Source organism: Mangrovimonas sp. YM274 (assembly GCF_030908385.1).
In the GTDB taxonomy this organism is placed as follows: domain Bacteria; phylum Bacteroidota; class Bacteroidia; order Flavobacteriales; family Flavobacteriaceae; genus Mangrovimonas_A.
Genome location: NZ_CP133091.1, coordinates 3771944 through 3785621, shown reverse-complemented (window position 1 = coordinate 3785621; position 13678 = coordinate 3771944). Strand labels below are relative to the sequence as shown.

Annotated in this window: 12 protein-coding genes; 11 read left to right on the top strand and 1 reads right to left on the bottom strand. The window is 38.9% G+C overall.

Annotated features, from left to right (window positions below; genetic code table 11):
* Positions 1 to 10: 10 nt before the first annotated feature.
* Entirely contained in the window at positions 11 to 763 is a 753-nt protein-coding gene (locus RBH95_RS16565) for an SDR family NAD(P)-dependent oxidoreductase (protein ID WP_307900675.1), read from the bottom strand.
* Positions 764 to 1074: 311 nt separating this feature from the next.
* Between RBH95_RS16565 and RBH95_RS16560 the strand changes: the two genes are divergently transcribed.
* From RBH95_RS16560 to RBH95_RS16510, 11 genes are all read left to right on the top strand, one after another.
* Positions 1075 to 2136 carry a DUF4382 domain-containing protein gene (locus tag RBH95_RS16560; protein ID WP_307900674.1) on the top strand — a complete coding sequence of 354 codons (1062 nt, stop codon included), beginning with the start codon at positions 1075 to 1077 and terminating at the stop codon, positions 2134 to 2136.
* A gap of 154 nt (positions 2137 to 2290) precedes the next feature.
* Positions 2291 to 3292, top strand: a complete 1002-nt coding sequence (locus RBH95_RS16555; RefSeq protein WP_307900673.1) for a MoxR family ATPase — start codon at positions 2291 to 2293, stop codon at positions 3290 to 3292.
* Positions 3293 to 3389: 97 nt separating this feature from the next.
* The gene (locus RBH95_RS16550) at positions 3390 to 4256 is read left to right on the top strand and encodes a DUF58 domain-containing protein (protein ID WP_307900672.1); all 867 of its coding nucleotides are present in this window, start codon (positions 3390 to 3392) and stop codon (positions 4254 to 4256) included.
* A gap of 15 nt (positions 4257 to 4271) precedes the next feature.
* Complete coding sequence (locus RBH95_RS16545) at positions 4272 to 5984, top strand: BatD family protein (RefSeq protein ID WP_307900671.1); 1713 nt, start codon at positions 4272 to 4274, stop codon at positions 5982 to 5984.
* A 12-nt stretch (positions 5985 to 5996) separates the two neighbouring features.
* Complete coding sequence (locus RBH95_RS16540; RefSeq protein ID WP_307900670.1) at positions 5997 to 7001, top strand: VWA domain-containing protein; 1005 nt, start codon at positions 5997 to 5999, stop codon at positions 6999 to 7001.
* 50 nt (positions 7002 to 7051) lie between these two features.
* On the top strand, positions 7052 to 8089 hold the full coding sequence (locus RBH95_RS16535; RefSeq protein ID WP_307900669.1) for a VWA domain-containing protein: 1038 nt from the start codon (positions 7052 to 7054) through the stop codon (positions 8087 to 8089).
* Positions 8090 to 8224: 135 nt separating this feature from the next.
* Positions 8225 to 9070, top strand: a complete 846-nt coding sequence (locus tag RBH95_RS16530; RefSeq protein WP_307900668.1) for a tetratricopeptide repeat protein — start codon at positions 8225 to 8227, stop codon at positions 9068 to 9070.
* Between the two features lie 36 nt (positions 9071 to 9106).
* A complete protein-coding gene (locus tag RBH95_RS16525; protein WP_307900667.1) occupies positions 9107 to 10882 on the top strand; it encodes a BatD family protein in 1776 nt (591 codons plus the stop codon).
* A 1-nt stretch (position 10883) separates the two neighbouring features.
* Positions 10884 to 11642, top strand: coding sequence for a tetratricopeptide repeat protein (locus tag RBH95_RS16520; protein ID WP_307900666.1), 759 nt, complete (start codon positions 10884 to 10886; stop codon positions 11640 to 11642).
* 55 nt (positions 11643 to 11697) lie between these two features.
* On the top strand, positions 11698 to 12000 hold the full coding sequence (locus RBH95_RS16515) for a hypothetical protein (protein WP_307900665.1): 303 nt from the start codon (positions 11698 to 11700) through the stop codon (positions 11998 to 12000).
* An 82-nt stretch (positions 12001 to 12082) separates the two neighbouring features.
* Positions 12083 to 13675: a SulP family inorganic anion transporter gene (locus RBH95_RS16510; protein ID WP_307900664.1), complete on the top strand. Its 1593-nt coding sequence runs from the start codon at positions 12083 to 12085 to the stop codon at positions 13673 to 13675.
* Positions 13676 to 13678: the final 3 nt, after the last annotated feature.

The following is a 13678-nucleotide window of genomic DNA, read 5'->3' as shown; positions in this document are numbered from 1 at the left end:
TTATTAAAGGTTATAGCTCTTTTTTAACGATGGTTGAGGAGGCCTGTGCCGTTGGAAATATCAATAAGTCTGCAACATTGACGTGTGCCGGGCGTGACACAACAAAATAAATAATCTCGGCAATGTCTTCTGCCTGAAGGGCCTCGAATCCTTTGTAAACGGTATCCGCTACAGGGTCTCCTTTAAAACGCACTTGAGAGAATTCGGTTTCTACCATCCCTGGATTCACGGCACTTACCTTAATGCCAAATTGGTTGAGGTCAATGCGCATTCCTTCCGTTATAGCCAATACGGCATGTTTGCTTCCGCAGTAAACATTTCCTTTGGGGTATACTTCTTTTCCCGCAGAAGAGCCGATGTTGATAATATGACCAGATTTGCGTTCTGTCATTCCAGGGATTACCGCTTTGCTCACATATAACAGTCCTTTTACATTAATGTCCATCATAGCATCCCAATCGTCTAAAGAGCCAGTTTGTATAGGGTCCAGTCCATGGGCGTTGCCTGCATTATTGATTAAAATATCGATATTTTTGAAATCTTCTGGCAAGGAAGCAATGGCATTTAAAGTGGCTTCTTTATCTCTCACGTCGAAGTTTAAAGTAATCACGTTGGTCTCTTTCTTAAGGGCTTCTTCAATAGTGTCCAAACGTTCTTGTCGTCTGCCGCATAATACCAATTGAATGCCGTTTTTGGCAAAAATATGGGCGGTGGCGCGTCCAATTCCGCTGGTTGCTCCGGTGATTAAAGCAGTTTTTTTCATTGATTTTATATTAATTAGGTAATTTTAGCGTTTATGATTTTAGATTATTGCAAAAATGCCTTTCCTAAATTGAGAAATGGCATAAATTTGCAAACTTTTTTGGCGGTACAGGTCTTTAAAAACAAACTAAAGTTACAGAAATGTAAAGGAATAAAGTAAGCTGAAGAAAGCTTATTTGTGAAGTTTTGACTGTTTATGTTAAAATATTTTTGTAATCGATTGTTTTTTAGAAATGTATGGTCGGATTTTTGAGTTGAATAATCTAAATGAAGGATATGCTGCGTATATATAGACAAAACCCCAAATTATTTATGAAGATTTTAAAAACATCCTTTTTATTATTTAGCGCTATAATATTTTTTACCCTTTCAAACTGTAGTAGTGATTCCTCTTCGGGAAGTACGGTAGAGGGAACTTCTTTTATTTCTGTTAGATTATCGGATGAACCAGGAGATTTTGATAACGTTTTTATCGACGTGCAAGACGTTATGGTTAAGGTTAATGATGACAGTGAGAGTGATAGTGGATGGCAAAGTTTAGGACCTATCAATGCCGGTGTTTATGACCTTTTGGAGCTCACAGGCGGCATAAGTGTATTATTGGTTGATAATTTTGAAGTGCCTTCCGGCATGCTCAATCAAATTAGATTGGTGTTGGGAGAAGACAATTCTGTTGTGATAGACGGTGAAACACATGAGTTGCAAACACCAAGTGCACAACAGTCTGGATTGAAAATTAAGGTAAACGAAACCTTAGATCCTAATTTTACCTATGAATTCTTATTGGATTTTACGGTTGATGAATCTATCGTCATCGCAGGAAATTCTGGAAATATTAATTTAAAGCCTGTTATTTATGCTAGTGCAGAGTATGCTTCTGGTATAATTGAAGGTATGGTATCCCCTTCCAATATACAGGCAGTGGCGTCTGTTGAAGTGGATGGGAATATTATTTCTGCCTACACAAATGAAGAAGGTATTTTTAATTTGAACGGCATTCCTGAGGGGACATACGATGTAACCATAACACCTGCGGAAGGATCAGGGTATACCTATACTATTGTTGAAGGAGTGGAGGTTGTAAATGGACAATATACAGATATTGGTGTTGTTAACTTACCATTAATGCCTGGAGCGATCACGGGAACAGTTCTTAATGAAGGTCTTCTGTCAACTGCTTCTGTGATGGTTGAAGGAGAGATGGTTTCAGCTACAACCAATGAGCTTGGTGTCTTTTTGTTGGAAGAGATTCCTGCGGGCGTCTATACGGTTTATGTTGCTCCGGAAGAAGGTTCTAGTTTAGAAGCTTCAGAATTTGTAGAGGTCGAAGTGATTTCAGGAGAAACAACCAATATGGGAGACATAATGTTATAAAATGTTAGTAGCCTAATAAAAAATTGTTAAAGAGCAGCACATTCCGTGCTGCTCTTTGTTTTTTAACCTACAATTAACAGTTTGGCAGGAAAAATTTCAACAATTTGCAAGCCTCAATTAAGGATACTATATTCGAGTTTTAAAAATAAATAGAATGGAACAAACAGGTACAATTGATATTAAGACCATCAATGAGAAAATTGAAAAAGAGAGTGCTTTTGTTGATTTACTTACCCTAGAAATGAATAAAGTAATTGTGGGCCAGAAACATATGGTGGAGCGATTGCTTATAGGCTTGTTGGGACAGGGACACATTTTATTGGAAGGAGTGCCCGGATTGGCAAAAACGCTTGCTATTAACACGCTTTCGAAAGCGGTACATGGTACGTTTAGTAGAATTCAGTTTACTCCAGACCTTTTGCCTGCCGATGTAGTGGGAACCCTTATTTATAACATCAAGGAGAATGATTTCTCCATCAAAAAAGGACCAATTTTTGCCAATTTCGTGTTGGCGGATGAGATCAACAGGGCGCCTGCCAAAGTACAGTCGGCTTTGTTGGAAGCCATGCAAGAAAAGCAGGTGACCATTGGTGATGAGACCTTTGTGTTGGACAAGCCCTTCTTGGTAATGGCAACCCAAAACCCAGTAGAGCAGGAAGGGACGTATCCGTTGCCAGAAGCTCAGGTAGACCGTTTCATGTTGAAAACGGTGATCGATTATCCTAAGTTGGAAGAAGAGCAATTGATTGTTCGTGCGAACCTAAAAGGTGCTTTTGAAAAAGTGAATCCTGTGGTGTCCATCGAACAGATTTTGAGTGCCCAAAAAGCGGTTCGTGAGGTGTATATGGATGAAAAGATTGAGAAGTACATCCTCGACATCATTTTTGCGACCCGTTATCCAGAGAAATATAGATTGGCCGATTTGAAACCGTTGATTTCCTTTGGAGCTTCTCCTCGTGGAAGTATCAACCTTGCCACTGCCGCCAAGTGTTACGCATTTATCAAACGCCGTGGCTATGTGATTCCTGAAGATGTGCGTGCGGTGGTTTATGATGTATTGCGCCACAGAATTGGAATTACTTACGAAGCCGAAGCAGAAAATATTACTTCCGTAGATATCATCAATAAAATTGTAAACGAAATTGAAGTGCCTTAATCGGTGTCTTTGTGAGATAGATTTTGTTTCGCAGCAAGGCCTTAGCCAAACTGTGACCAATATTTTATTTGCTGATTGCTAAATACTGTAGGCCAATATGGATACTAAAGAGTTATTAAAGAAAGTTCGAAAAATAGAGATTAAGACAAGGCGTTTGTCCGATCATATTTTTGGGGGAGAATACCATTCTACCTTCAAGGGACGCGGTATGACTTTTAGTGAAGTTAGGCAGTATCAATTTGGGGATGATGTACGGAATATTGACTGGAATGTTACTGCACGTTACAACGAACCGTATGTAAAAGTATTTGAGGAAGAACGCGAGCTGACCATGATGTTGATGGTAGATGTGTCGGGTTCTGAGTTGTTTGGTACAGAACAGCAATTCAAAAACGAAGTGGTTACCGAAATTGCCGCTACTTTGGCTTTTTCGGCCACACAGAATAATGATAAGATTGGCTTGATTTTGTTTTCTGATGAAATAGAGCTTTTCATTCCACCTAAAAAAGGAAGATCGCATGTACTGCGCATCATTCGTGAGCTTATCGAATTTCAACCTAAAAGTAGACAAACCAATGTGGTGGAAGCCTTAAAGTTCTTGACCAACGTCATGAAGAAAAAGGCCATTGTATTCATGCTTTCCGATTTTATTGCAGACGATTATAAACAGACCCTAAAAATAGTATGTGGTAAGCACGATGTTACTGGAATTAGGGTGTATGATCAACGCGAAGAGGAAATCCCAAATATTGGGATGGTGCAAATGCAGGATGAGGAAACGGGCGAACTTATGTTGGTCAACACACAATCCAAAACCGTACGCCGGAACTACTCTAAATTTTATCATGACAAGGTAGATTACTTTAGGGACAGTTTTACAAAATCTGGAGCAGGAACTATTGACTGCCGCGTAGATGAAAGCTATGTGAAAAAATTGTTGGGATATTTTAAAAGACGCGCTTAAAAAAGATAATAACCTATGAAAAACAGCCTCGGAATTATAAAATTGAACCTCAAAAAACAACTACAAGTTTTGGGTGTTTTGTTTTTGGTATTCGGTTTTACAAAGGTTTCATATGGTCAAGTAAGTTCTACCGTAGATTCTACCAAAATTAAAATTGGAGAACAGATTACCTACAAAATTGCCGTGGAAGCGGATTCAACAGATTTGGTTGTCTTCCCCGAAGGGCAAACCTTTTCGCCTTTGGAAGTCATTCAATCTTATGAAATAGACACTACAAAGCAGGGGGCCAAATTCAACCTAATCAAGAAATATGGTTTGACCCAGTTTGATTCTGGGAACTATATCATTCCAAAACAGAAAATCCTTATTGGCGACAAAACCTTTTTTACCGATTCTTTAAGAGTTGAGGTGAATACAGTAGTGGTGGACACCACTAAACAAGGTTTGTACGACATCAAACCCTTTATGGAAGTCAAGGAACCATCTAGTGATTGGTGGAAAATCCTCTTGGCTGTTTTGGGCATATTTGCTTTGGTAGGCGGTTTACTATATTGGTTTTTATGGCGAAAAAAGCCATTGACCGAAGAAGAAAAAATAGCGTTGTTGCCGCCCTACGATCGTGCAAAAATGGCTTTGAAAAACTTGGATGAAAGCGACTACCTGCAAAAAGCAGAATTGAAAGAATACTATTCTGAATTGACCTTCATCATAAGAAGGTATTTGGATGAAAAGGTCTATGACCGTGCTTTGGAAAGTACTACGGACGAGCTTATCGAACGCTTGTATTTGCTTAGGGAAGGCAACCAAATTTCCATAAGCAAAGAAGACATCCAAAACTTGGAAAGCATCTTGAAGCGTGCCGATTTGGTAAAATTTGCCAAATCTGCTCCAGATGTGGCCTTGGCCGAAATGGATAGAAATACGATTGATTTGGAGATCGATCACGTGAAGGAATCCTTGCCAGAACCTACAGAAGAAGAAAAATTACTAGACCAGCAATACAAGGAAGAACAGGAACGCAAAAAGAAGCGCAAAAAAGTGATCATTACAGTTGTGGTTGCCTTCTTTTTGATTATGGCAACCTTTATTGGCTTCGGAATTAAATATGGTTTCGCCTATGTTAAGGATACGGTTATTGGTCATGAAAGTAAAGAATTGTTGGAAGGTGAATGGGTGCGTAGTGATTATGGTGTGCCGCCAATAAGTATTTCGACTCCTAGAGTATTGAAACGTGTTGAAGTACCACTTCCGGAAGAAGCCCAAGCTTCTGTAAAGGTTACTGCATTTAGTTATGGGACTCTATTGGATATGTTCAGCGTAACAGTTAGCACTACTGTGGTGCAGCAGCCAACACAAGGAGGGCAAGCTCAAGCTCAAGGAACCGATCAAAAGGCTCCGAAGATTGATTTAGCCCAAGCTTCTGAAATGGCTATTGCAGGCATGGAGCAAAAAGGCGCTAAGGATATTCTGGTGAAAAGAGAGCAGTTTATCACACCCAATGCAGCTGAAGGTTTAAAAACCTATGGTAGTTTAAATATTCCATTGCTGAATACCGAGACATTGGTGCCTGCAAAATATACCATTTTACAGTTTACGGCAGAAAATGTGTTACAGCAGGTAATGGTTACCTGGCCAGATAATGACGTGTATGCTGATGAAATGATAGATCGTATCATCAATTCGGTGGAATTGGTGAAAAATGAACAGGAAGCTGAACAAGAGAAATAAATAACATGCTATATGCTTGAAGGTATAGAGTTTTTAAATAAAGAATTTTTTTGGTTATTGCTGGTATTGCCCTTGGCATTGTTGTGGTATGTGTTGAAGCATAAAAAACAAACGGCAGAGCTGAAGATTTCCAGCTTAAAAGGTTTTAAACTAACCAATACTTGGTTGCCAACATTGAAGCATTTATTATTTGTTTTAAGGCTTTTGGCTTTGGGATTACTTATTACAGCTCTAGCCAGACCTAGAACTGTGGATGTTTCTACTAAAACCAAAACCACGAGAGGGATTGACATTGTTATGGCCATAGATGTCTCGGCCAGTATGTTGGCAAAAGATTTGCAGCCTAACCGTTTGGAGGCCCTAAAGGATGTGGCGGCAGAGTTTATTAAGGGGCGTCCCAACGATAGAATTGGTTTGGTAGAGTATGCTGGAGAAAGCTACACAAAAACACCAATCACCAGTGATAAGGCCATTGTATTGCGCTCTTTGGACGATATAAAATACAACACCATCATTGAAGGTGGTACGGCTATTGGTATGGGATTGGCGACTTCTGTAAACCGGTTAAAAGACAGTAAAGCTAAAAGTAAAATCATCATTTTGTTAACCGATGGGGTTAACAATTCAGGGTTTATCGATCCTAAGATTGCAAGTGAACTGGCATTGGAATACGGTATTAAAGTGTATACCATTGGTTTGGGAACAAACGGAATGGCCTTATCACCAATTGCCATTATGCCGAATGGAAAGTTCCAATATGGCCGCGTGCAGGTAGAAATAGACGAAGCTCTGCTCAAGGAAATCGCGGAGGTCACAGGAGGAAAGTACTTTAGAGCAACCAACAATAAAAAGTTGGAAGAAATTTACGCAGAAATCAATAAACTGGAGAAGACGGAAATTGAGGAATTCAAATTCTATAATTATGAAGAGAAATTTCGTCCATTGGTGCTATTGGCTAGTATATTGCTACTCGTGGAAGTATTGTTGCGGTCTACCGTGTTTAGAAGTTTTGTATAATAAGATTTAAAATGGACAATCCTAATGCTGATTGTCAATAACAATAGAATATGTATCAATTAGATGAAAAAGTATGGTTCTGGGGATTGTTGGTCATTCCAATAATTATCCTGCTCTTTTTGATGCTCCAGGTTTGGAAATACAGAGCCCAAAAGAAGTTTGCCAATAAGGAATTGTTGCAGCGCTTGAGTCCCAATCAGTCCCTATTTAAATCCATACTGAAAATTGTGGTATTGTGTTTAGCCTTTGCTTGTTTGGCCTTGGCCTTGGTAAATCCTAAAATAGGGACCAAGCTGGAAACTGTAAAACGAGAAGGGGTTGATGTGGTGTTTGCGGTAGATGTGTCCAAAAGTATGTTGGCCGAGGATATTGCGCCTAACCGTTTGGAAAAAGCTAAGCAGTTGGTAACACAAATTATCAATAATTTAGCCAGCGACCGTGTAGGGATTATTGCTTATGCAGGGAAAGCCTTTCCGCAATTGCCAATTACCACAGACTATGCTTCGGCCAAAATGTTCCTTCAAAATATGAATACGGACATGTTGTCCTCCCAGGGAACGGCCATTGATGAAGCCATTGAATTGGCCAAAACCTATTTTGATGATGAAGAACAAACCAATAGGGTATTGGTCATCATTTCAGACGGGGAAGATCACAGCGAAATGTCCACAAGTGTTGCAGAAGAAGCAAACAAAGAAGGTATTCGCATTTTTACTATTGGAGTGGGAGATACCAAAGGAGGTCCTATTCCCATTAAGAAAAATGGGGTAGTCCTTAACTATAAAAAGGATAGCAAGGGTGAAACGGTTATTACCAAATTGCAAGAGGAAACTTTAAAGAGTATTGCAGAGGAAGCCAACGGAGAATATATTAACGGGAGCAATACAGCTACGGTTGTTGAAACCATTAGAGAGATTTTGAACAAGATGGATAAAACAGAGTTTGAAGCCAAGGAATTTGCCGATTTCAAGGATCAGTTCCAATGGTTTTTGGGCTTTGGGATTTTCTTTTTGTTCATTGATATTTTCTTGTTGGAACGCAAGACTGCTTGGTTGAAAAAGTTGAATTTGTTCAACGAAAACCTGTAGGTTCCCTACTATTTATGTAGCTTGTCGGCATTACGACAATTTTATAAATTTTTTAACGGACATAAAAAACAGGGTTTTATATCTTGGTATGTCCAATGGTTTTAAACAAAGGGTATGCCCTTTTGAATAATAACAATGAAGTCACAAATGAAACAATTGGTTTTAATACTCTTAATGGTTACCTCTTGGTTTTCCTTTGCACAGGACGATACCAAGGAAAAGGAACAGTTAAAGGCAATTCAAAAGGCCAATTCATATGTGTATGATGCAAATGAACTGGTGGATAAAGATGATTATGTAGCTGCCGAAATGGAGTATAGAAAGGCCATTTCCGAACAGCCTACAACCGTATCTGGAACCTACAATTTGGGAAATTCCTATTACCAAAAGGGCAATTACGAGGAAGCTCTTTATCGTCACCAACAGGCAGCCAAAAATGCTACAGACAGAGCCGGAAAACACAAAGCTTTCCACAACATTGGAAATATCCTGATGAAAAATGAAAAGTGCCAGGAAGCTGTGGAAGCTTTTAAAAATGCCTTGCGTAATGACCCGACGGACGATGAAACAAGGTATAATTTAGCCATGGCCAAAGAGTGTGCAGAGCGTCAGCAGGAAAACAATAAGGACAAAAAGGACGAAGACGAGAATAAAGAGGATAACCAGGATCAGGAGAAAGAAGATCAACAAAATCAGGATCAGCAAAACCAAGATCAAAAGGATCAAGGTGATCAAGATGAAAAAGATGGTGATGATCAAGAGGATGAGAAAGGAAAGCCTAAGGACGACAAGAAAGACAATCAGGGAGGTGACGAGAAGGACAAGGAGCAGCAAAAGCCGCAGCCACAGCCTGGACAATTGTCGCCACAACAGATAAAGAATTTATTGGAGGCCATGAACAATCAAGAACAAAAAGTTCAGGAAAAGATGAATGCTGAAAAACAAAAAGGGACTCCTGTGAAAACGGATAAGGATTGGTAGAACAAATTTACAAGATTTATAGTTGCAGATAGACACATGAAATTGATCAAACATATCACATTATTGTTATTTGTTTTAAGCACCACAATAGGGGTAGCTCAGGTTAAGTTTGAAGCTAAAGTAAGCAAGACCAAACTTGGGATTAATGAGCGCTTGCGTATTGATTTTGAAATGAATAAAGATGGGGACAATTTTACCCCTCCAGATTTTAATGGTTTTACCGTAGTGGGAGGGCCCAATACCTCGGTGAGTCATTCTTGGCTTAATGGAGAGCGATCCTTTTCAAAAACGTACAGTTATTTTTTAGCGCCCAAAAAAAGAGGGAAAATCACCATCAATCAGGCTACTATAGAAATTGAAGGCGAAATCTATAAAACCCAAACGGTTGCTGTAGAGGTTACGGCAGCGGTAAAGCGTCCAAATGACCCTTACAATGCCGATAATATTGCAGAAGACAATATTCATTTGGTTGCTGAGGTTTCCAAAACCGATCCCTATCTTAACGAAGCTATTTCTGTTGAGTATAAATTATATGTGTCTGCCAATACTGGAGTGAGTAATTGGCGGGAGATAGACAATCCCAAGTTTAGTGATTTCTGGAGTCAGAATATTGATATTAAAGGTCTAAAAGTGCAGAATGGTACCTATAAGGGTGAGGAATATCGTTATGTAGTTTTGCGCAAAACAGTGCTGTACCCTCAGAAGACTGGAAAATTGGAAATAGAGCCTTTAAGTTTGGATGTAACGGTGGATGTACCTACCAATAGACGAGACATATTTGGAGGTCGATTAATGACCAAAGTACACCGCACAGTGTCTGCGGGAGCAAGGACAATTAATGTGAAACCTTTGCCAGAAGACAATAAACCATCGGATTTTACGGGTGCCGTTGGAGCATTCAATTTTAAAGTGGCGGGTTCCAAGAAATCCTTGAACGCTACAGAATCCTTACAATTGAAAGTAGAAGTTACTGGAAATGGAAACTTGAAATTGTTCAAACTTCCCAAGTTAACGGTTCCAAGTTCTTTGGAAATTTATGAGCCAGAGTACACTGAGAATGTAAGAACAAACTTGTCAGGAATGCAAGGAAGCATTTCCGACAGCTATACTGTGGTGCCCCAGTTTAAGGGAAAATATCCTATTCCAAAGGTGTCCTTTTCTTATTTCGATTTAAAAACTGAAACCTACAAACGTATTACTTCGGATGAATTGATTATAGATGTGTTGGAGGGGCCAACCAATACGGCTACTTCGGATAACAGCATTACAACTGTGGCGGGAAATAAACAAAAGGTTATTTTGAGCAACGACCAATTTGCCTTCATAAAAACCGATGCCAATTTAACTACTATTAAGCCCAATTACTTCTTTAAGTCTACTTGGTTTTGGAGTTCCTTGTTGTTGCCTTTATTGGCCATACCGTTAGCTATGGTTTACAGAAAAGAGCGCGACAAACGAGCAGCAGATGTTTTCGGAAATAAAATTCGTAAGGCCGATAAATTGGCTAAGAAATATCTGAGTGAAGCAAAGCGTAATTTAGGTCAGAAGGAGGCCTTTTACGTGGCGCTTGAAAAGGCACTTCACAATTATTTAAAAGCAACTTTGCATATAGAAACCAGTGAATTCAGTAAAGACAAGATAGAGGAACTTCTTACTTCCAAAAATGTGGAAACTTCCGTTGTGGAAGAGTTTGTAGGGATTTTAAAGAATTGTGAATTGGCGCGCTATACACCTATTACGAATGTAGAAATGCAGCAGGATTATGATAAATCTGCAAAAACAATTTCATTAATTGATAAGCAAATTAGTTAAGATGAAAAAGCTATTCCTATTCCTTTCTGTGCTGTTTTCTGCTATTGGTTTTGCCCAAAACGATTCGTTGTTTGAGCAGGGAAATAAGCTTTACAATGATGGCGACTATGCAGAAGCCATAGAGAAATATGAAGCCATCTTGAATAATGGCAAACATTCGGCAGAGTTGTATTTTAATCTCGGAAACGCTAATTATAAGCTCAATAATATTGCGCCAAGTATTTACTATTACGAAAAAGCCTTGCAATTGGCACCAAATGATAAAGAGATCCAAAACAATATTGCCTTTGCCAAGAATATGACCATAGATGCTATAGATGTAATTCCTGAGGTTGGGCTTTCCAAAATTGTAAATGGTTTTACACGAGCCTTGGGATTTGATGGTTGGGCTTATGTTGCCGTTATAGGAATGTTATTTTTTGTGGTCCTTTATCTGGTTTATTACTTTAGTTATGCAACCGTTACAAAACGCCTCACCTTTGTGGCAAGTTTTGCTTTTTTGGGTATTACTTTAATTACCACGACACTTGCTTTTCACAGGTATGAATTGCAAAGAAAAGATCAACCGGCAATTGTGTTTGCAGAGGAAAGTCAGGTGAAGAGCGAACCAAATTTACGAAGCGAGGAAGCCTTTAGGTTACACGAGGGTACAAAGGTTCAAGTTTTGGACACCCTTAACGATTGGAAAAAAATTAAACTTACCGACGGAAAAACAGGTTGGATAAGCGGTAACGACATCAGGATGTTGAAGACTTTTTGAATTATTTTGTATATTTCTTAAGAACACGTCTTATATTTGTTATTTATAGAAATAAATGATTCAAAAGGCCATTACAATTTTCTTTTTTTCAGTGTTTGTCGCTTTTATTGCGGCTCCAACTGTTGTGGCTGTCCTTGATAACGATTTTGATACCGCAGCGTTTTTCAGTATCAATGAAGAAGAAGAAAAATCTGTTGAAAAAATTAAGGATACTGAAATCAAGTTTTTTGAATTTGGAAAGAGTGAATTGGTATTTGATGTGTCCAAAAAGAAAAGGATTACTGTACTGCCTTTGAACCATTACTCCAAGAAGTTTTTTAAAATCATTTCCCCTCCCCCAGAACATACGATAGCTTAAACACAGACCTTACTCAGAGGTGTTCTCTGGGCATATATTTTCAGTTTAACTATAGCCTTTTAAAGGTGAAAAAAATTAGCGTATGTTTAAATATATTAAACAAGATTTACCGGCTAGTATAGTCGTGTTTTTTGTGGCATTGCCCCTGTGTTTGGGTATTGCCTTGGCAAGTGGAGCTCCATTGTTTTCAGGGGTCATTGCAGGAATTGTTGGTGGTATTGTAGTAGGTTCCTTAAGTGGGTCCAATATTGGAGTTAGTGGCCCTGCAGCAGGTTTAGCAGCTATTGTATTGACGGCAATTGGTACCTTGGGAGGATATGAAAATTTCCTTGTCGCCGTGGTGTTAGGTGGAGTGATTCAATTGGTGTTGGGTGTTTTAAGAGCCGGTGTGATTGGATATTATTTTCCGTCATCGGTTATTAAAGGAATGTTGACAGGGATTGGAATCATCATCATTTTAAAGCAAATTCCACACTTCTTTGGTTACGATGCCGAACCGGAGGGAGCTGATAGTTTCCTTGAACTTTCAGGAGAGAATACATTTTCTTCCATATTTCACATTTTTGATAATCTTATCCTTGGATCTATGGTTATTGGTATCATAGGGCTGGCAGTGATTCTTATCTGGGATAATATTCTGGCCAAAAAGGCAAAATTCTTTAAGATCATTCAAGGGCCTTTGGTAGCTGTGGTATTGGGTATTGTGTTTTATGTTATCACCAAATCAAATGATGCTTTAAACATATCAACAACCCATCTGGTGAGCGTACCAATTCCAGATGATTTCAATTCATTTTTAGGGCAGTTTACTTTTCCAAATTTTGGAGCAATTACCAATCATGAAATTTGGGTAACTGCTTTTACCATAGCTTTGGTTGCAAGTTTGGAAACCTTATTGTGTGTGGAAGCTACGGATAAAATTGATCCGCATAAAAATGTAACGCCAACCAATAGAGAGTTGTTGGCTCAAGGAACTGGAAACATCTTTTCAGGTTTAATTGGGGGCTTGCCAATTACTCAGGTAATTGTAAGGAGTTCCGCTAATATTCAATCGGGAGGACGTACGAAGTTATCAGCAATCATTCACGGTTTGTTTTTATTGGTTTCGGTGATTTTAATTCCAAAATTACTGAACATGATTCCGCTATCTGTTTTGGCCGCCATTCTCTTAGTTGTAGGGTATAAGTTGGCAAAACCAAAATTGTTTATTGAAATGTACAAGTTGGGGTGGAAACAGTGGTTACCATTTTTAGTAACTGTAGTGGGGATTGTATTCACCGATTTGCTAGTTGGAATTAGCTTAGGCCTTTTGGCAGGAATCATTGTAATCCTTCTAAAAAGCTACCAAAATTCTCACTTCTTGCACATAGAAGATAAAAGCAATGGGAAACACCAGATAAAAATGACCCTTGCTGAGGAAGTGACCTTTTTTAACAAAGGTGCTATCCTTAAGGAATTGGACAGTCTGCCTCGTGATACGTATTTAGAACTTAACCTTATGAAGACCCGATATTTGGATCATGATATTATTGAGATTTTAGAAGATTTTACCCATAAGGCGAAAGAACGAAATATTGATGTGAAATTAGTTTCTAAACGTGGAATCGTAGAAAACCCTCCTAGCTTTGTGAAGTTTTTCAAGGAGCGTCCAAAATCTAAACTAAGTTTGAGCTAAAAC

Coding starts and splice junctions, on each gene's coding strand:
- RBH95_RS16565 (WP_307900675.1), bottom strand. CDS start 763: ATGAAAAAAACTGCTTTAATCACCGGAGCAACCAGCGGAATTGGACGC.
- RBH95_RS16560 (WP_307900674.1), top strand. CDS start 1,075: ATGAAGATTTTAAAAACATCCTTTTTATTATTTAGCGCTATAATATTT.
- RBH95_RS16555 (WP_307900673.1), top strand. CDS start 2,291: ATGGAACAAACAGGTACAATTGATATTAAGACCATCAATGAGAAAATT.
- RBH95_RS16550 (WP_307900672.1), top strand. CDS start 3,390: ATGGATACTAAAGAGTTATTAAAGAAAGTTCGAAAAATAGAGATTAAG.
- RBH95_RS16545 (WP_307900671.1), top strand. CDS start 4,272: ATGAAAAACAGCCTCGGAATTATAAAATTGAACCTCAAAAAACAACTA.
- RBH95_RS16540 (WP_307900670.1), top strand. CDS start 5,997: ATGCTTGAAGGTATAGAGTTTTTAAATAAAGAATTTTTTTGGTTATTG.
- RBH95_RS16535 (WP_307900669.1), top strand. CDS start 7,052: ATGTATCAATTAGATGAAAAAGTATGGTTCTGGGGATTGTTGGTCATT.
- RBH95_RS16530 (WP_307900668.1), top strand. CDS start 8,225: ATGAAGTCACAAATGAAACAATTGGTTTTAATACTCTTAATGGTTACC.
- RBH95_RS16525 (WP_307900667.1), top strand. CDS start 9,107: ATGAAATTGATCAAACATATCACATTATTGTTATTTGTTTTAAGCACC.
- RBH95_RS16520 (WP_307900666.1), top strand. CDS start 10,884: ATGAAAAAGCTATTCCTATTCCTTTCTGTGCTGTTTTCTGCTATTGGT.
- RBH95_RS16515 (WP_307900665.1), top strand. CDS start 11,698: ATGATTCAAAAGGCCATTACAATTTTCTTTTTTTCAGTGTTTGTCGCT.
- RBH95_RS16510 (WP_307900664.1), top strand. CDS start 12,083: ATGTTTAAATATATTAAACAAGATTTACCGGCTAGTATAGTCGTGTTT.